The following is an 18,214-nucleotide window of genomic DNA, read 5'->3' as shown; positions in this document are numbered from 1 at the left end:
TTTAGGCTCCGCCCGTCACGCGAATCACTTCTTCGAGCGACGTCAGGCCGGATGCGAGCCAGCGGTCCGCATCCTCGCGCAACGTGCGCATACCCTGCTGGCGGCCGGCCGCGAGAATTTCCGCATCGGCCGCATTGCGGTGGACCAGCGAGCGGATCGTGTCGTCGATCAGCAGCAGTTCATACACGCCGCGCCGTCCCGCGTAACCGGATTGCCCGCAACGCTCGCAGCCGACCGGGTGCCAGCGCACGCTGCCGTCCGCTTCAGTGCGCTCTTCGCGGCACACGGGGCACAGCCGCCGCACGAGCCGCTGGGCCAGCACGCCGAGCAACGACGACGCCAGCAGATACGGCTCGACGCCCATGTCCGTCAAACGCGTGACCGCGGAAGCGGCGTCGTTCGTGTGCAGTGTCGCCAGCACGAGGTGGCCGGTCAGCGACGCCTGCACCGCGATCTGCGCGGTCTCGAGGTCGCGGATTTCACCGATCATGATGATGTCCGGGTCCTGCCGCAGAATCGAGCGCAGCGCGCGCGCGAAGGTCATGCCGATGCGCTCGTTGACCTGCGTCTGGCCGATGCCCGAGAGGTCGTATTCGATCGGGTCTTCCACCGTCATGATGTTGGTGGTCGCCGTTTCCAGCCGCGACATCGCCGCGTACAGCGTGGTGGTCTTACCCGAGCCGGTCGGGCCCGTCACCAGCACGATGCCGTGCGGCTTGCCGATCAGCCTATCGAACTTGCCGAGCGTGTCCGGCCCCATGCCGAGCGCTTCGAGGTTCAGGCGCGACGCGTCTTTTTCCAGCAGACGCAGCACCGCGCGTTCGCCGTGACCGGTCGGCAGCGTCGACACCCGCACGTCGACCGGGCGGCCGCCCACGCGCAACGTAATGCGGCCGTCCTGCGGCAGACGCTTTTCGGCAATGTCGAGCTGCGCCATGATCTTGATCCGCGAGATCAGCGCGCCGTGCAGCGCCTTCTTCGGCCGAACCACGTCGCGCAGCGTGCCGTCGACCCGGAAGCGCACCACGGAAGCATTCTCGAACGGTTCGATGTGAATATCCGAAGCCTGTTCGCGCGCCGCTTGTGTGAGCAGCGCGTTGATCATGCGGATGATCGGCGCGTCGTCTTCTGATTCGAGCAGGTCCTCGACTTCGGGGATGTCTTGCATCAAACGCGACAGGTCCACTTCGCCTTCCACTTCGCCGACCACTTGCGCGGCACTGCCGTCCTGCCGCGCATAGGCCTGGTTGATTGCCTGCGCGAGTTCGTCCGCGGACAGTCGCACGACCGACACCGCGCCGAAGTTGCGTGCGACTTCGGCGAGCGCGGCGTCGCTGGTGCGCTCGCTGATCCACACTTCGAGGCTGTCCGGGCGCTGATGAGCGACCAGGATCTGGCCGCTGCGGGCAAAGCCGTACGGCACGAGCCGCGCCGCGAGCGGCGAGGGCGCAGCGCGCTCACCGCCGGCGGCGTCGCCGCCCTGCGCGCGATGTGCTGTTTGCGCGGGCGCCGCCGTCACGGACGCGCTCCCGGCGACGCCGTGGTCGGCGGCGCGCCGATCGACGGATACGGAGCGACGGTGGCTGGCTGCGGCGACATTGGTGGCGCGGGCTGTTGCGCAGGCTGCGGCGCCATCTGCTGCACAGGCTGCTGGGCTGGTTGCGGCACCGGTTGCGGCGCGGCCTGCGGCACCTGCTGCGGCGCCATTTGCTGACGGCGCATCTGGTTCAGATCGAACAGGTTCATCGCGGGCGAAGCGCCCTCGCTCGGGCCGGCCGGCATCGGCGGCACCACCGGATCGTCCTTGTCCTTCATTACGTTGTTGTCCGAACGATACGCGCCCTGGACGCCCTGAATGTAGTCGTAGCGGTTCGCGGTGACGGCCTGCGCTGTATTGCGGTCGTTGATGATCACGGGACGCAGGAACACCATGAGGTTGGTTTTGTCGCGCGTCTTCTGTTCGGAACGGAACAACTGGCCGATCCACGGGATGTCGCCGAGCAGCGGCACCTTGCTGTTGCTGACCTGGTAGTTGTCCTGCATGAGGCCGCCGAGCACGATGATCTCGCCGTTATCGGCGAGCACTGTCGACTGGATGGAGCGCTTGGTGAACTGCGGGCCCGCCGGATTCGTGGTCGCATTGGTCGTGCCGTTCACGATGGCCGAGTCTTCCGTGTAAAGCTGCAGCTTGAGGATGCCGCCGTCGGTGATCTGTGGCTTCACGTGTAGCGTCAGACCCACGTCGACGCGGTCGAACGTATTGAACGCCGCGTTCGCCGCGCCGCTCGTCAGATTCGAGTACGAGCCCGTCTGGATCGGCACGTTCGTACCGACGACGATCTTCGCTTCTTCGTTGTCGAGCGTAATCAGGTTAGGCGTGGACAGCACGTTCGCGTCGGCAGTCTGCGACAGCGCCTGCAGCAGCGCACCGAGCCCCTGCACGCCGAAAATATTGTGAATCCAGCCGACGTTCAGACCTTGCTGGAGACCCGAGGCGCCCAGGGCCGTGGCAAGACCTCCCGTGCTGCCCGCGGCCGCGGCCGCCGCGGTCAAATTGATAATGCTGTTGCTCGAACCGGTCGACAGGTTGGTGCCGGCAAACAGCGAGTTGTTCGCGATCTGCCATTGAATGCCGAGATTGCCGCTCGTGTTCGAGTTCAGCTCGACGATCAGCGCCTCGATGTAGACCTGCGGGCGCCGCGCGTCGAGCTGGTCGATCACCGCGCGCAGGTTGCGGTACACCGGCTCGGCCGCCGTGATGATCAGCGAGTTGGTGGCAGCGTCCGCCTGAATCATGCCGCCGGGCTGGTTCTCGTCGCCCGCCTTTTCCTTGTCGCCGCCGAGCAGGCCGCCGGAACCTGCGGCGCCACTGTTGGCGCCGTAGCCGCCGCCGCCCATGGGCGAGGACATCGAGCTGGCGTTCAGCCCACCCGACGGCAGGGGCGGTGTGCCGGAGGCGCCCGTCGAGTTGCTGCCAGAAAGACTGCCGCCGCTCTGATTGAACGAATTGGCTTCGTTCGTGCCGGACGACGTGCCACTGTCGCCGCCTTTGCCAAGCATTCCGCGCAAGGTCCTGGCAAGCTTCGTCGCGTCAGCGTTGCGCAGCGCGACGACGTGCATGTTGCCGGGCATCGTGGTCGGCGTATCGAGCTGCTTCGCGAGTTCCTTCGCCGCGGCCAGACGCGCGGCGTTGGACGCGCGAATCATCAGCGAGTTGGTGCGCGGGTCGGCCGTGATGGACACCTTCAGCGTCGCGTCGGTGCTGCCGATGGCGCCGGGGTCGAGCATCTTGCCCATCTGCGTGGCGATGTCGATCGCGTTGCCGTTTTTCAGCGGCACGACGGAAACCGACTGGCCCGCCGCCGTATCCACGCCCGCGATGATCTGCGCGATGCGCCGCACGTTGTCCGCGTAATCCGTGACGACGATCGTATTGTTGGCCGGGTAAGCGGCCACGGTATTGTTCGGCGAGATCAGCGGACGCAGCACCGGCAGCAGGTTGTTCGCCGATTCGTTCTTCAGCACGAACACCTGCGTGACGACCTGGTCGCCGCGCGCGACCGGCGCATTGCCGACGTAGGTCGGCACGCCTTGCAGCTTGGCATCGGCTTCCGGCACGACCTTCAGCACTCCGTGATCCTGCACCAGCGCGAAACCTTGCATCCGCAAAGCGGACTGCAAGGTCTTCAGCGCCTGTTCCTCGGGCACTGCATTTTCCGACACGAGGTTCAACTGTCCCTTCACACGCGGGTCGACGATGATCGTTTTCCCGGTTGCCGCGCCGATCGCCTTGGCGACCTGGTCGATGTCGGCGTTGACGAAGTTCAGTGTCACCTGTGCGTGTGCCGTGTGCGCGTTGATCAAGCCAGCCACCAGCAGCGCCGTTGCAACGCGACGCAAAGCCATACAATTTCTTTTCATGGAATGTGATATCGATGCCGGCGACTATTGCCGCCGACGGTCATGCAGCGCGAACGCAAGGTCAAGCCGCCCTGTCAGTTTGCGGGCCAGTCTGGCGGGCGCATCGCGCCCCGAATAACCCGCTATCCGAAGTCCGAAAAGACAGCAACAGTAACAGCTTTTTATGTCGGATTTATCGCAAAACAGACGGGTCTATGCCTTTTTCTCGCGAGTCCACGCATTGGTTATTCAACTGAAAGCTCAGGCGGGTCGCGCAGCGGACCGCAGGGGCGCTTCGTTTTCTGCCGGCTTATGTCGGTTGGCCAACTTGACGCTGAGCGGACTGCCGGTATGATACGAGCCGTTCGAGCCGCAGTTCAGAGTTTGCTGGCGCGGGTTTTCCCGCATGTCCGACAAACGCCCGGCCAGCACGCCTTGGCGGCTGTCAGCGGCTGAAATTTGGCCGAATGATTGCATTGCCAACCTTTACTCTTGCGCTTCTACCAATTCGTCTCGACCGATGAACCGAGCCTTCGTTACCGTCGCCGCGGGTCTCGCTCTGCTGTTTGCAGCAGGGTCTGCACGCGCCGATTGCTTCGACGAGGCGGCCAGGTATCAGAAGGTGAACCCATTGATTCTGCGTGCGATCGCATGGCAGGAATCGCACAATCGGCCGGACGCCACGCACAAGAACGCCAACGGTTCGACCGACTACGGTGTGATGCAGATCAACTCGATCCATCTGCCTACGCTCGCTCAGTACGGTATCTCGCAAGGCACGTTGATGGAGCCGTGCAAGAACGTGTACATCGCGGCATGGCATCTGCGCCGCCAGATGAACAAGTACGGCAACACATGGCAGGCGGTGGGAGCTTACCACTCCGAAACGCCGGTCTTGCGCGACAAGTATTCGCAGCAGATTGTAGCAATTTTGCGCAAGTGGAACCTGATGCCGGCTGCGCGCTGAGTTCGACGCCTCTTTTGCCGCGCTCAGATTGCGATGGTTGCGCTGAGGTCTCTTGCCTGTCTGATGCTCCGTTTAAGGCTCATACATTGGCGGAATTACGGCCGCTATTCAGACGTATTTCAATTGCTGGGGTTCGTACTCCTCGTCAGTTCCGGCGCCCGTGTTCAGCTTCCATTCCGCCTTCGATACTCCCTGCCTGTACGCCGTCCGCTCCGGCCTGATACGTGAGCGCCGCACATTCTGATGCACAATGCAGCTTGGCGGCGCCGACGACGCTCGAACGTCGGCAGCTCGCGCCTTCATGCGACCCCAACCCGGCTCGCGTTCCGAACCCCTTGCTTTCCGTACTCCGATGAACCAGCCGCTACTGCCCATCACCGTCCTTTCCGGTTTTGTGGGCGCCGGCAAGACGGCGCTCGTCAACCATATCTTCGCGAATCGTGGCGGTCTGCGCGTGGCTGTGATCGTCAACGATCTGGCCGCCGTCGACACCGATGCATCTCTCTTGCGCGATACCGCCGAGCCATCGCCTGGCCAACCGCGCGTCATCGAACTGTCCAACGGCTGCGTGTGCTGCACGCTACACGAAGGATTGCACAACGAGATCAAACGTCTTGCCGGCGAACAGCGATTCGACGCGATTGTCATCGAATCGAGCGGCGCCGCTGAGCCGCTGGCAATCGCGGAGACCTTGAGCTTCGTGGACAATGAAGACGCTTCGCTGTCCGAAATCGCGCGGCTCGATACGATGGTGACCGTGGTCGATGCGTCGAACTTTCTGCGCGACTATGGTTCGGCGGACGCGCTCGCCGAACGCGGCATCGCCGCGAACGACGAAGACGATCGCACCATCGTCGAATTGCTGATCGAGCAGGTCGAGTTCTGCGACGTACTGGTGGTGAACAAGGCGGACCTCGTCTCCGACCACGAACTCGCGCGCCTGCAACGCATCCTCGCTCAGCTCAACCCGCGTGCGCTGCAAGTGGTCAGCCGGTATGGCGACGTACCACTCGCGCAAGTGCTCGATACCGGGCGTTTCGATTTCGACGAGGCGTCGAGCGCGCCGGGCTGGCTCGCGGCGCTCAATCATGACTACGAGCAGGGCCACGCGCATCGCGCCGCAGCGGACCAAGCGGACGACTCGGACATTGGCAACTTCATTTACCGGGCGAGGCGGCCATTTAATCCCGAACGGTTGTGGGCGCTGTTGCACGAGGAGTGGAAAGGCGTGCTGCGAAGCAAAGGCTTTTTCTGGCTCGCCACGCGTAACGATATCGCAGGTTCGTTATCGCAGGCGGGCGGCGCTTGCCGACACGGTCCGGCCGGAATGTGGTGGGCCGCCCAGGATCCCAGCGAATGGCCGGATGCCGACGACGAGCTGGCCGCCGAAATTGCCGCCGACTGGTACGGCGATCCTGATGATCTAAGCATCGGCGATCGCCGTCAGGAGCTGGTGTTGATCGGCGTCAATATTGACGCTGCTGTGTGGAAGGCGAAGTTCGACGCGTGTCTGTTGAGCGACGACGAATATGCGCAGGGGCCGCAGGCATGGCAGCAGCTCGCCGACCCGTTCCCCGCCTGGGATTTCGACGACGATGAGCACGAGCATCACAGCCACGATCACCACCACCACGATCATCACCACGACCACGACGGTCATGGTCACGGCTAGTCGACGCGTTGACGATGCCGCCACACGCATTGCGCCTCACCCACACAAAAGACCCGTGCAGACGAAAAAAACCCGCCGTCGGCGGGTGTCAACTGCCTTGCAGTAATCTGCTTAGCGCTTGTTGACCGCGTCTTTGAACGCCTTGCCTGCCGTGAACTTGACTGTCTTGGCGGCCGGGATCTTGATGGTTTCGCCCGTCTTCGGGTTGCGACCCGTGCGCGCTGCGCGCTTGCCCGAACCAAAACTACCGAAGCCGATCAACTGGACCGCATCGCCCTTCGACACAGACTTCTTGATCACTTCAAGCAACGTGTCCAGCGTTTCACCGGTTTGAGCCTTGCTGGCGCCCGTCTGTCCTGCGACGGCGTCGATCAGTTCCTGTTTGTTCATTAAGGTTCCTTTCTGAGTTTAGGTTGATACGAACTGCGCGAACGCGCCGATTATACGTGCGCGAGCCGCGCGGTCGAGAAGCTGCGGCGCCGGACCCCCTCCGGACCTGTGGCGCCGGACAGGTGCCTGTCCATCGGCCGTGCCGCCGCTCGGTTCGCGGCGCTTGCTATGATAGCGCAGCGCAAACCCAATCAGGACAAGGGTTTGGAAGAATTCGGCGATTCTGGGGCGATATCACAGGCAAACCGGCGATTTTGCCGCGTGGCGCCCCCCGACCGAGCGCTGAAACCCAGTAGGGACGGGGCTTGGCGTTGGTTTTTGCCAACGTTTGGCGCGTCTTTTTCGCCGTCCGGCGACCTGCGCGCGCTGGCGGTAACGTTCGACCCGCTCTTTCGAGCGTCAACTCACGACGCGCATGACCGATCCGCTGATCCCCGCTGTGCTCGCCTTTTGCAACAACGGCACGCCGTTTTCACCGCTCTACGACGACATCTATCACAGCGCGGTGGGTGGCCTCGAACAGGCCCGCTACGTTTTTCTGCGCGGTAATGCGCTACCTGAAAGGTGGCAACACCGCCGCATTTTCACCGTGCTCGAAACGGGCTTCGGCCTGGGTATCAACTTTCTTGTGACGTGGGCCGAGTGGCGCGCCGATCCGTCGCGCTGCGAGCGTCTGCATTTCGTTTCGACCGAGAAGCATCCGTTTTCGCTCGCCGATTTACGCAGCGTCTATGCGGCCACACTGTCCGATCCGACCATCGCGGCGCTCGCCGAAACGCTCGCGAGCGCCTGGCCGATGCTCGTGCCGGGCACGCACCGTCTCGAATTCGAAGATGGGCGAGTCGTTCTCACGCTGGTGCTGGCCGACGCGGTCGACAGCTTGCCGGCCTTGAGACTGCGCGCCGATGCGTTCTATCTCGACGGTTTCGCGCCGGCGAGAAACCCCGAGCTTTGGACCCCGGCCATCTTCAAGGCTCTCGCGCGGCTGGCAGGCGAGGGTGCCACGTTCGCCACCTACAGCAGCGCCGGCGACATCAAGCGCGCGCTGACCCAATGCGGTTTTGAGTACCGCAAGGTCGACGGCTTCGGCTGGAAGCGGGCGATGCTGGTCGGCCACTTCGCGCCGCGCTGGCGCGTGCGCCGCTATGAGCCGCCCGCGCCGCTCGCGCCCGCTGAACGACATGCGGTGGTGATCGGCGCCGGCCTCGCCGGCTGTGCGGCAATCGAGCGGCTCACCGCGCGCGGTTGGCGCGTCACATTGGTGGAGCGGCATGCGTCGGTCGCACATGATGCGTCGGGCAATCCCGCCGGCGTCTTCCATCCGATGATCTCGCGCGACGATAGCGTGGCCTCGCGTGTCACGCGCGCGGGCTTTCTGTATGCGCTCAGGCGCTGGGCCGCACTGGAACGGCTCGGTCATCGGCCGTCGCGCGGCGCCGAGGGCTTGCTGCAAATCGCGGCGGATGACGACGAAGCGCGCGCGATCAGCGACGCAATCGCCGCGTTCGGCTATCCGTCCGACTACGTGACGCCCATCTCGGCGGACGACGGTCAAAAGCTTGCCGGCATGCCGCTCGCGCGCGGCGGCTGGTTCTTTCCACGCGGCGGCTGGATCGATCCAGCCTCGCTGTGCGCCGCGCAGTTCGCGGCGGCGGGCAGCCTGCTCGAACGCCACTTCGGCGTCGAAGTCGGGCGGCTCGCACGCTCTGGCGATCAGTGGACTGTGTTCGACACATCGGACAGGGTCGTGGCGCGCGCGCCGGTGGTCATCGTCGCAAGTGCTCACGATGCCGCGCGTATCGCAGGCTTACAGCACGCACCCACGCGCAGCATTCGTGGCCAGTTGACCTTGCTGCCAGCGGGAACTGCGCCGACGCTCGGACTGCCGGTGATCGGCGAAGGTTATGCGGTGCCGCTTGCAAACAGCGTAACGCTAACCGGAGCCACCTATGAACTCGACGACCCTGACGCAGCGCTTCGCCCAGACGGTCATCGGGAAAACATAGAGCGCGTCGCCAGAATGCTGCCGGCGTTTTCGACCGTAGCCGACATGTCCCGGTCGACGCAACTCGCTGGACGCGTCGCGTTCCGCTGCGTCACCAGCGACCGCATGCCGATGATCGGCCAACTCGCTGACGAAGTGCTGGCCGCTCGCGACGCACAGCGGCTGTCGGGCGCCTGGCCGCTGGACCTGCCGCGGGCCGAAGGGCTGTACGGCGCGTTCGCGTACGGCTCTCGGGGACTGGTGTGGGCCGCGCTGGGCGCCGAACTGATCGCGTCGCAACTGGAAGGCGAGCCGTGGCCGCTCGAGCGCGATCTCGCGGAGGACATCGATCCTGCGCGTTTCCTGCTGCGTGCATTGCGTCAAGGAACAGTCGTTAACCGCAGCGGTTGACCCGGTGCCGGGACGGCGCGGTTATCCACCGGCACTTGTGGACAACCGCGCCGTTAACCGGCGCAAGTCGTGTGGAACCGCTGTGGACGTAAACGGGGTAACTTTGTCGCCGTCGAAAATCGCAAAAAGTTGCCCTCTTCTATGCGCTGCTCCCGCACATACTGTGCGTACTGTTGTGCCGCCGGCAAGCCGCTGATTTGCTTCGGTAAACCGAAGTTATCCACAGAAACCGCGGCGCCTTGTTAACTGTTACTACGTATACATACAGTAAACCTGTAAACAGCAAAGCCCGAGGCAGTCTGGAGCGCATCGCCTTGCCGGGATCACCAGAAAACCGCCTCTAAAATTCCCTTGCCGCGATGTTGGCAAAGCAGCTACGCAGCCGCCAATCGGGTTTCGGACTCGCCTGTGCATCGAGGGCAAAAAGGTCGCTTTTTCCTGGTGTGCGCAAGTTAACGTACGTTTTTACCGTTTTGCCGGCACGATGGTCTCTTTTCGGTCGAGGCTGAACAAGCTATGGCACAATCGCCGTTCTTCCCGCGTCGTGTACCGCCTACGGCGTCGCAGGTAGCAACGGAACGGCGCCGGTCAACCAGAATCTGACGCAAGGTCGACGGTGTTCTTCCACCGGGCCAGTTGCTACAGCCGCACCTCGAATGTGCCGGGTTCCACGCGCCTGCTGCGCATTCAGATCATCCGATCACAAACAACTCGCAACGCAGACCCTGCGAAGCGATTGCGACAGTGAGCGTCCGGGACGCTCACTCGCTCGCCGGCGCTTGCGCCGGTTCGTATCGTCTGCCGTTGTGCAAAGGAGCATCCATCACGATGAATTCGGCGTTTTCATTTTTTCCAGCCTGGCCGCTCGCGCCCGACGCCATCTTTTGGGCTGGTCTCGCGCTGCTTGCCGCCGGCCTATGCGGCGAACTGTGCTATCGCGCATGGCGCTTGCCACGTATTTCCGGCTATGCGGTCATTGGCCTGATTGCCGGCGCGGCCGGCTTCGGCGTGATCGACGCGGATTCCGCGAACGCGGCGCGGCCGTTGCTCGATGTCGCGCTTGGCTTGCTGTTGTTCGAACTCGGCAGCCGGCTCGATTTGCGGTGGATTCGCCGCAATCCGTGGCTCATCCTGTCGAGCATCGCCGAAGCCACGCTCACCTTCGCGTTCGTGCTGCCTGTGCTGCTGTTCCTGAATGTGCCGCTGATGGTGGCAACGGTGCTGGCCGCGATTGCGATGGCGACTTCGCCCGCAATGGTGATTCAGCTCAAAACAGAATTGCGCGCGGAGGGTCAGGTGACCCAGCGCCTGCTGACGTTGACCGCGCTAAACAGCATGTATGCGGTGGTGATCGAAAAGCTAGTGTCGAGCTGGTTGCACCAGGAAGCCTACGGCAATGTTTTCGCGACCATACTGCAGCCGCTTTATCTGCTGGTCGGCTCGCTGGTCCTCGCTTATCTGCTTGCCCGCACCTGCACGTTCTTTTATCGGCGTCTTAACATGCAGGACGAACATTCGTTCGTCGCGTTGTTCGGCCTCGTGCTGCTCGCGATCGCGATCGCGCATCTGTTCAAGCTGTCGACCATTCTTGCGTTGCTGGCCGCCGGCATCATCGTGAAGAATCACGAGGCCCGTCCGCAACTTTGGCCGCAGCACTTCGGCACCGCCGGCTGGTTGCTGACCGTGATTCTGTTCGTGCTCACGTTGACTTCGTTCGAGTGGAAGCACATCGCGCTCGGCGGAGTCGCGGCGCTGGGTCTGATTGTTGCGCGTCTGGTGGCGAAACTGGTTGGCGTCATGGCGTTCGCGAAGCCGAGCGGCCTGAATTGGAAACAGGGGATGGCGCTCGGTTTGTCCTTGTCGCCGATGTCGGCACTCGCTTATCTGCTGGTCGACGATACCTACAATCTCTATCCGAATTTCGACCCGCAGTTGCGGGCTATAGTGATGTGTTCAATTTTCGTACTGCAGATTCTCGGGCCGTGGCTTGTCTATCGCAGCCTTGCGCTGGTGGGCGAACGGCGCGAGGAGTAGGCGCTCTGCGCACACCGCGTGCTTCCGGTGTGCCACGCCTCATTCAGTTCATCCGATTTCAAAACGGCCGGGCATGTGACAACTGCGCGGCCGACCTGACTCAGGGGACGTTATGTCACTCGAACCCTTCATCGATTCGAAACCGTTCACGTTCGGCGTCGAACTCGAGATGCAGATCGTCAATACGCACGATTATGATCTGACCAAAGCGGGCACGGATCTGCTGCGTCTCATCAAGGACGAAAAGATTCCCGGCAATATCACACCGGAAATCACCGAAAGCATGATCGAGTTGTCCACCGGCATTTGTACGACGCACGAGCAAGCTGTCACCGACTTGCGCAAGATTCGCGACACGCTGGTCTCGGCGGCCGATCATCTGAACGTCGGCTTGTGCGGCGGCGGCACACACGCATTCCAGCAATGGAGCGAGCGGCAGATCGTCGATACGCCGCGCTTTCAGTATCTTTCCGAGTTGTACGGCTATCTCGCCAAGCAATTCACGGTGTTCGGCCAGCACGTGCACATCGGCTGCCCGGATCCGGACAGCGCGCTCTACCTGTTGCATTCGATGTCGCGCTTCATTCCGCATTTCATCGCGTTGTCCGCGTCCTCGCCGTTCGTGCAGGGTGTCGATACCGGTTTTCATTCGGCACGACTGAATTCCGTGTTTGCGTTTCCGTTGTCGGGGCGCGCGCCGTTCGTGCTGACGTGGGACAGCTTCGAAGAATATTTCTCGAAGATGGTCCACACTGGCGTGGTCAACAGCATGAAAGACTTTTACTGGGACATCCGCCCGAAGCCGGGTTTCGGCACCATCGAAGTTCGCGTGATGGACACACCCTTTTCGGTGGACCGCGCCGCGGCAATTGCGTGCTACATCCAGACGCTGGCCCGGCACCTGTTGCTGGACAAGCCGATCACACCGAAGGAAGATGACTATCTGGTGTACACGTTCAACCGCTTCGAGGCATGCCGATTTGGTCTGGCTGGTACCTGTATCAATCCGCAAACGGGCGAACGCAAGACAATTTCCGAGGACATCCTGGAAACGCTGCAACGGATCGCGCCGCACGCCGAGGCACTCGGTTCGGGCAACGCACTGGCCGAAATCGGTGCGATTGCTCGCGGGCAGATGAACGACGCAACATGGCTGCGCAGCGTTTTCGCGCGAGAAAAGTCCTTACACGAGGCTGTCCGGCAGCAGTGTCTGCAATGGCGAGCCTAGGCCTTAGGCGCTATTTCACGAGTCCAAAGCTGTGGAAACCCGCGTCGAGCGGGTTTTTTTATGGAAATTTTTTGATTGACGCTCGGAGGTCCTCCCCAAGGCTTGCCGATACGAGGGTAGTAGTCGTTAACAAGCATTGCATCAGCCTGTGGACAACTGAATAATTTCCTGCAAAGTCAACATGCTGCGTACACTATAGCCAGACTGTTCGCCCCACGCCGGAGGCAGTGAACGGGGGCTAGATGAGAGACTTTCGAGCTCGGCGTGAACGCTGGCAGGAAGCGCTGCAGGAGCTGTCCACTTGTTTTCCCGTGGTTATCCACAGAGCGGGTTGAATAAGTTAGCTGTACGATTGGCCGCTCTCGCATAGAATGACGTTTTCGCCGACTTTGGGCTTGCAAGGCGGTGAATTTTTGAGATAGTAGAAACGGTTTCGCCCAAGGTTGGACGAAGCTACCCCACACAGGCTACGGGCGAGGTCCGGCAAGCAGGTCACCGGCATCGCGCGAACGCTACCAATAAACGAATCGAAGATTATGAGCGACGGCGTATACGGAGAACAGGCAACGGGGCGCGTGACCCACAGCCTCTTGCGATTGAGCACGGCGATGCGAAGCCAGGCCTGGGAATGGGCCGAAGGGGCGGGCCTCACGCCGACTCAGGGCGAGATTCTGGTCTTGTTGATGCAACGTAAGGGCCCCATGCGCCTTGGCGAAATCGCCCGTGAAACGGCCTTGACCGCCGCGACCACCAGCGACGCGGTCAGCACGCTCGAAACCAAAGGCCTGGTCGAAAAGCGCCGTGCATTGGACGACGGCCGCGCCCTCGCGGTCCGCCTGACGGCGCGTGGCCGCACGGCTGCCAGGCGCGCCGCGCAATGGCCGGACTTCCTCGCCAAGGCAGTCGGCACATTGCGCGATGACGAGCAGGCCCTGTTCTATCGCACGTTGCTCAAGACCGTGCATCAGCTGGAGGCGCAGGGGCATATTCCGCCGCACCGCATGTGCCTGAGCTGCACGCATTTCGAGCCGAGCAAGAATCCGAAGAAGACGCCGCATCGCTGCGCCTTGCTAGACATGAACATGTCGGACACGGATTTGCGGCTCGATTGCTCGGTGCACGAAACTGCCGACGTCTCCACCCAGAAAAAGACCTGGAAGATTTTCGCCCAGTAAGGCGGCTTGTTCTGGGACGATCCGCTACACTGCCCGAACCGGCTTCGGGGCGGCATAGGCTGCTGCGCGCGGGATTCGCCGGTGCTGGGTAGCGGCAAGTCTTAGTCAACCTGAAGGTGGGGCAGGGCGATGAATCGCGAAGTACTGGCCGTTCGTCACGTGCACTTCGAGGATCTGGGCAGTCTTGAGATGGTGCTCGGCGAACGCGGGTGCCCGGTCCGGTATCTCGACGTGGGCTTCGCCCGGGTCAATGCGCCGAACCCGCTCGGCGCCTCGCTGATGGTCGTGCTAGGCGGCCCCATCAGTGCCACCGACGACGCGCTTTACCCCACCCTCGTGCCGCTGCTGTCGCTGATCGAGAAACGCATCGCAGCGGGCTTGCCGACGCTCGGCATTTGCCTCGGCGCGCAGTTGATCGCGCGTGTGCTGGGGGCGCGGGTCTATCCGTCAGGCCGCCGCGAAGTCGGTTGGACGCCGCTCAGCTTGACCGACGCCGGTCGCGCTTCGCCGCTGCGTCATTTGGACGGCGCGCAGACCTCGATGATGCACTGGCATGGCGACACCTTCGATCTTCCCGAGCACGCGACCCGCCTTGCGTCGACGCCAGCCTGCGAGAATCAGGCGTTTGCATGGGGCAAGCATGTGCTGGCGTTGCAATGTCATCCGGAGATTCGCAGCGACCGCTTCGAGCCGTGGCTGATCGGCAACGCGGGCGAGCTTGTCGTGCAGGGCATCGACGCACGCCGCTTGCGCGCCGAAACCGCACAGCTGGGTCCAGCGCTCGAAGCCGCCGCGCGACGGATGTTTAACGAATGGCTGGATCAGGTCGAGGCCCGCTGCTGACCCGGCGGTCCATGCAGTAAACCGCCCACGGTGCTATGCTCGATCGCTCTCGAGCTTTTACTGGGCGTAATCCATGAGCGCGCTTTTTTCTTCGCTCACGCTGCGTAGCGTGACGCTTCCCAACCGTATCGTCGTGTCCCCTATGTGCCAGTATTCCGCCGAACGCGGCGAGGCGACGGCGTGGCACATGATCCATCTGGGCAGTCTCGCGTTATCGGGCGCCGGCATGTTGTTCATCGAAGCGACTTCGGTCGAGCCGGATGGGCGCATCACGCCGGCCGATCTCGGTCTGTGGGACGACGTCACTGAAGCAGCGCTCGTGCCGGTGCTGGCCGCGATTCGCAAGCATTCACATATCAAGGTGACGATGCAGTTGTCGCACGCCGGGCGCAAGGCATCGAGCCATGTGCCGTGGGAAGGCGGCCAACTGATTCCCGTATCGCAAGGCGGCTGGCTGCCGCACGCACCATCCGCATTGCCGCACAAGGCGGGTGAAGAGCCGCCCCTCGCGCTCGATATGGCTGGACTGAACCGCATCCGCCAGGCATTCGCAGCGTCGGCGCGCCGGGCTGCGCGTCTTGGAGTCGATGCATTGGAACTGCATGCGGCGCATGGTTATCTACTGCATCAGTTCCTCTCGCCAATCGCCAATCAACGCGACGACGACTACGGCGGTTCGCTGCAGAACCGCATGCGCTTTCCGCTCGAGATTTTCGATATCGTGCGCGCCGCGTTCCCCGCCGACAAGCCGGTCGGCGTGCGCGTCTCCGCGACCGACTGGGTGGAAGGCGGCTGGACCCTCGAGGACACCATCGCTTTCGCGCACGAACTGGAGAAGCGCGGCTGCGACTGGATCGACGTATCGTCGGGTGGCGTGTCGCCGCTGCAAAAGATTCCGCTCGAGCCGGGCTATCAGATCCCATTTGCGAAGGCGGTCAAGCACGCCACGGGGCTCACCACCATCGGCGTGGGTCTGATCACGGACCCGCTGCACGCCGAACAACTGATCGAGGCGGGCGACGCCGATCTGATCGCGCTTGCCCGCGCGTTGCTGTATAACCCGCGTTGGCCGTGGCACGCAGCGGCGCAGCTCGGTGCGACGGTCGAAGCGCCACCGCAATACTGGCGCTCGCAACCGCGCGAACAGAAAGCACTGTTCGGCGACATTTCGTTCGGACAACGTTAAAGCCGGCCATGCGCGTTGCGCGCCGTGCTTTCCTGACTGTTGAACGAAGCTGCCTTCAACGTGTAGGATGCCGGATGTGGCGCGTGAGCGTCGCAAGTCGACGCGGCGCTCGCAGGGCGCCGCGTTTGCTATCCGCTTCGAAAAAGCGCAGCGCGCCAGACGCGGGCATCTCAGGCGGCTGCCTGACCTCATCTTCAGTTCATCACAAGGATTCATTCAATGAGTTCACGCAGGATCGCCGTGCGTCGTTCGGGTGTGCACGGCAAAGGCGTGTTTGCCCTCGAACCGATTGCGGCCGGCGAGCGGCTGATCGAGTACAAGGGCGAGCGGATCTCCTGGAAAGAAGCATTGCGCCGCCATCCGCACAATCCGGCAGAACCGAACCACACGTTCTACTTCGCGCTCGATAGCGGCAAGGTGATCGACGGCAAGGTGAACGGCAACAGCGCGCGCTGGATCAATCATTCGTGCGCGCCAAACTGTGAAGCGGAAGAAATTGACGGTCACGTCTACGTGCATGCGCTGCGCGACATTGCGGAAGGCGAAGAGATCTTTTACGACTACGGCCTCGTGATCGACGCACGTCAGACCCAGAAGCTCAAGAAGGAATACGAATGCCGCTGTGGCGCGCGCAAGTGCCGTGGCACGATGCTGGCGCCCCCGGCGAAAGGCAAGGCCGCGGACAAACCCGCTAAGCCGGCAAAGAAGGCGAAGAAGAAATGAAACACGGGCTGCGAATGTGGCTCACATCAGTGAACGCGTTGCAGCCCGTTGAGTCGTTAGACGGTCACATATCCACCGGCGCCCAGTGCGCCGATTTTTTTGCCGGCCGCGATGGTTCAGCCGTCGGCGGATCGCTCTGAACGTCGATCGGCACGAGCGGAATACGGACGATAAAACGTGCGCCGCCTTCGGGAGCGTCTTCGTAGTGCACGCTGCCGCGATGCAGCGCCATGATGTCGTGGACGATGGCGAGGCCGAGACCTGCGCCGGTTTCCACCCCGGCTTCGCTTTGGCCGTCGCCGCGAAAGAAACGCTTGAAGAGGTCCGCTTGCTGGGCGCGCGGCACGCCGGGCCCATTGTCTTCCACCACGATCTCGGCCATGCGCAGCGTGTCGATCACCGTTTGCGAGACCGTCACCGTGATGCGGCCGCCATTGACGCGCGACGGCGGCACGTACTTGAGCGCGTTATCCAGCAAATTGGCGATCACTTCATGCAGCAACACCGGATTGCCGCGCGCGATCAACGGCTCATAATTGCCGGGATCGTCGAGACGCTGGAAGCCGAGGTCGACGTGAAACGTCAACGCGCGCGGTACCCATTCCGCGCCGGTATCGAAGGCGAGTGCGGACATATCCACGTTGACGAAGCGGGCCGCCTGTTCGTTGGGCTCCGCGCGCGCGAGCGACAGCAGTTGATTCGACAGCCGCACGGCTCGGTCGGCCGCGGCGCGCAGTTCCAGCACGGCGGCCTGCGTTTGCTGCGGGTCACGCGCGACGGCCGCCTGCTCCGCGTGCAGCTTGACGGCCGTGAGCGGTGTGCGCAACTGATGCGCGGCGTCGGCGATGAACTTGCGCTGCCCGTCGAGCGCGGTTTTCAGGCGGCCTAGCAGCCCGTTGAGCGCGCCCGTGAGCGGCCGGATTTCCACCGGTACATACGTTTCGTCCACTGGTTCGAGCGAGGTGTGCGTTTGCCGGTTCAGCGAATCCGCGAGATCGGTCAACGGATTGAGCTGCTGATTGACGACCCGCCACACGATCACCCAACCGGCGAGCAGCAACAGCAGCAGCGGCATCATGATCGCGACCAGAAATTCAGCAGCAATGCGAAACCGGTGATGCACCGGCTGTCCCACTTCAACGACGATCGGATTGCCGGCCGGCTGATCGACGCGCACCTGTGCGACGCGTACCGTCACGCCTTGATGCTGCGTCTCGAACACGTACGCGTAGTGCATGCGGCGCACGCTGCTGCCTTGCAGCGGCAGGGTAGGGTCGCCGGCGATTTCGGTCTCGCCGTTACTGATCCGGTAGACGAGTTGTTCGACTGGATCGGAGAACATGGCCTGGGCGAGCGGCGGTACGGTGACCGGCGCCTCGGGGCCGGCAATCTGAATCTGCTTGGAGATCGCGGTGGCGAGGTCGGCGAGCGAGCGGTCGACCACGTGCTGGGTGTACTGCCAGGCCAGCCAGTAAGCGATCAGGCCGCTCATCAACGCGAGCAGGGAGAGCGGTGCAGCGAGACGCCGCAGCAGCGTGCGGCGCAGACTAGTGGCGGCCGGCTGGGGCATGATTGAAGGCGCGGGAAAAAAGGCAACGGCACTGCACGCCGTGAAATTCGCCGCATGCCGGCGAACTGCGCACTCAGTGCGCGGCGCCGGCGCGGCGCCGTCCAGCCGCGATGCAGTTCGCGGCCTTCACG

Annotated in this window: 13 protein-coding genes; 9 read left to right on the top strand and 4 right to left on the bottom strand. The window is 63.0% G+C overall.

Features of this window, described 5'->3' with window-relative positions:
- Position 1 precedes the first annotated feature (1 nt).
- Together gspE and gspD are read right to left on the bottom strand one after the other, a co-directional pair.
- Positions 2–1,519, bottom strand: a complete 1,518-nt coding sequence (gspE, locus tag ABQJ48_RS06500) for a type II secretion system ATPase GspE (protein ID WP_367836799.1) — start codon at positions 1,517–1,519, stop codon at positions 2–4.
- Complete coding sequence (gene gspD, locus ABQJ48_RS06495) at positions 1,516–3,906, bottom strand: type II secretion system secretin GspD (protein ID WP_367836798.1); 2,391 nt, start codon at positions 3,904–3,906, stop codon at positions 1,516–1,518. Before gspD ends, gspE begins: the two co-directional genes overlap by 4 nt.
- A 514-nt stretch (positions 3,907–4,420) precedes the next feature.
- Here gspD and ABQJ48_RS06490 point away from each other — a divergent pair.
- Entirely contained in the window at positions 4,421–4,867 is a 447-nt protein-coding gene (locus tag ABQJ48_RS06490; protein WP_367836796.1) for a lytic transglycosylase domain-containing protein, read from the top strand.
- Between the two features lie 352 nt (positions 4,868–5,219).
- Positions 5,220–6,539, top strand: coding sequence for a GTP-binding protein (locus ABQJ48_RS06485; RefSeq protein ID WP_367836795.1), 1,320 nt, complete (start codon positions 5,220–5,222; stop codon positions 6,537–6,539).
- Between the two features lie 111 nt (positions 6,540–6,650).
- On the opposite strand, the gene ABQJ48_RS06480 is transcribed toward ABQJ48_RS06485, so the two are convergent.
- On the bottom strand, positions 6,651–6,929 hold the full coding sequence (locus ABQJ48_RS06480; RefSeq protein WP_006050811.1) for an HU family DNA-binding protein: 279 nt from the start codon (positions 6,927–6,929) through the stop codon (positions 6,651–6,653).
- A gap of 415 nt (positions 6,930–7,344) precedes the next feature.
- Between ABQJ48_RS06480 and mnmC the strand changes: the two genes are divergently transcribed.
- From mnmC to ABQJ48_RS06445, 7 genes are all read left to right on the top strand, one after another.
- Positions 7,345–9,324 carry a bifunctional tRNA (5-methylaminomethyl-2-thiouridine)(34)-methyltransferase MnmC2/FAD-dependent 5-carboxymethylaminomethyl-2-thiouridine(34) oxidoreductase MnmC1 gene (gene mnmC, locus ABQJ48_RS06475; protein ID WP_367836793.1) on the top strand — a complete coding sequence of 660 codons (1,980 nt, stop codon included), beginning with the start codon at positions 7,345–7,347 and terminating at the stop codon, positions 9,322–9,324.
- A gap of 828 nt (positions 9,325–10,152) precedes the next feature.
- Positions 10,153–11,358, top strand: a complete 1,206-nt coding sequence (locus ABQJ48_RS06470) for a cation:proton antiporter (RefSeq protein ID WP_367836792.1) — start codon at positions 10,153–10,155, stop codon at positions 11,356–11,358.
- 112 nt (positions 11,359–11,470) lie between these two features.
- Complete coding sequence (locus tag ABQJ48_RS06465; protein ID WP_367836791.1) at positions 11,471–12,586, top strand: YbdK family carboxylate-amine ligase; 1,116 nt, start codon at positions 11,471–11,473, stop codon at positions 12,584–12,586.
- A gap of 536 nt (positions 12,587–13,122) precedes the next feature.
- Complete coding sequence (locus tag ABQJ48_RS06460) at positions 13,123–13,761, top strand: MarR family winged helix-turn-helix transcriptional regulator (protein ID WP_367836790.1); 639 nt, start codon at positions 13,123–13,125, stop codon at positions 13,759–13,761.
- Between the two features lie 129 nt (positions 13,762–13,890).
- Positions 13,891–14,604 (top strand): glutamine amidotransferase, encoded by a 714-nt coding sequence (locus ABQJ48_RS06455; RefSeq protein WP_367836789.1) that lies wholly within the window; start codon positions 13,891–13,893, stop codon positions 14,602–14,604.
- Between the two features lie 73 nt (positions 14,605–14,677).
- A complete protein-coding gene (locus tag ABQJ48_RS06450) occupies positions 14,678–15,790 on the top strand; it encodes an NADH:flavin oxidoreductase/NADH oxidase (protein ID WP_367836788.1) in 1,113 nt (370 codons plus the stop codon).
- A gap of 219 nt (positions 15,791–16,009) precedes the next feature.
- The gene (locus tag ABQJ48_RS06445; protein ID WP_367836786.1) at positions 16,010–16,513 is read left to right on the top strand and encodes an SET domain-containing protein; all 504 of its coding nucleotides are present in this window, start codon (positions 16,010–16,012) and stop codon (positions 16,511–16,513) included.
- 64 nt (positions 16,514–16,577) lie between these two features.
- On the opposite strand, the gene ABQJ48_RS06440 is transcribed toward ABQJ48_RS06445, so the two are convergent.
- Positions 16,578–18,083, bottom strand: a complete 1,506-nt coding sequence (locus tag ABQJ48_RS06440; protein ID WP_367836785.1) for a sensor histidine kinase — start codon at positions 18,081–18,083, stop codon at positions 16,578–16,580.
- Between the last annotated feature and the right edge of the window lie 131 nt (positions 18,084–18,214).

The sequence above is a fragment of the Paraburkholderia suaedae genome, assembly GCF_040812055.1.
GTDB lineage: Bacteria > Pseudomonadota > Gammaproteobacteria > Burkholderiales > Burkholderiaceae > Paraburkholderia.
This window is presented reverse-complemented; position numbering and strand designations above follow the sequence as displayed.

Bases quoted from the DNA above. Each gene is read 5' to 3' on its own strand.
- gspD (WP_367836798.1), bottom strand. From the start codon at position 3,906: ATGGCTTTGCGTCGCGTTGCAACGGCGCTGCTGGTGGCTGGCTTGATC.
- ABQJ48_RS06490 (WP_367836796.1), top strand. From the start codon at position 4,421: ATGAACCGAGCCTTCGTTACCGTCGCCGCGGGTCTCGCTCTGCTGTTT.
- ABQJ48_RS06485 (WP_367836795.1), top strand. From the start codon at position 5,220: ATGAACCAGCCGCTACTGCCCATCACCGTCCTTTCCGGTTTTGTGGGC.
- ABQJ48_RS06480 (WP_006050811.1), bottom strand. From the start codon at position 6,929: ATGAACAAACAGGAACTGATCGACGCCGTCGCAGGACAGACGGGCGCC.
- mnmC (WP_367836793.1), top strand. From the start codon at position 7,345: ATGACCGATCCGCTGATCCCCGCTGTGCTCGCCTTTTGCAACAACGGC.
- ABQJ48_RS06470 (WP_367836792.1), top strand. From the start codon at position 10,153: ATGAATTCGGCGTTTTCATTTTTTCCAGCCTGGCCGCTCGCGCCCGAC.
- ABQJ48_RS06465 (WP_367836791.1), top strand. From the start codon at position 11,471: ATGTCACTCGAACCCTTCATCGATTCGAAACCGTTCACGTTCGGCGTC.
- ABQJ48_RS06460 (WP_367836790.1), top strand. From the start codon at position 13,123: ATGAGCGACGGCGTATACGGAGAACAGGCAACGGGGCGCGTGACCCAC.
- ABQJ48_RS06455 (WP_367836789.1), top strand. From the start codon at position 13,891: ATGAATCGCGAAGTACTGGCCGTTCGTCACGTGCACTTCGAGGATCTG.
- ABQJ48_RS06450 (WP_367836788.1), top strand. From the start codon at position 14,678: ATGAGCGCGCTTTTTTCTTCGCTCACGCTGCGTAGCGTGACGCTTCCC.
- ABQJ48_RS06445 (WP_367836786.1), top strand. From the start codon at position 16,010: ATGAGTTCACGCAGGATCGCCGTGCGTCGTTCGGGTGTGCACGGCAAA.
- ABQJ48_RS06440 (WP_367836785.1), bottom strand. From the start codon at position 18,083: ATGCCCCAGCCGGCCGCCACTAGTCTGCGCCGCACGCTGCTGCGGCGT.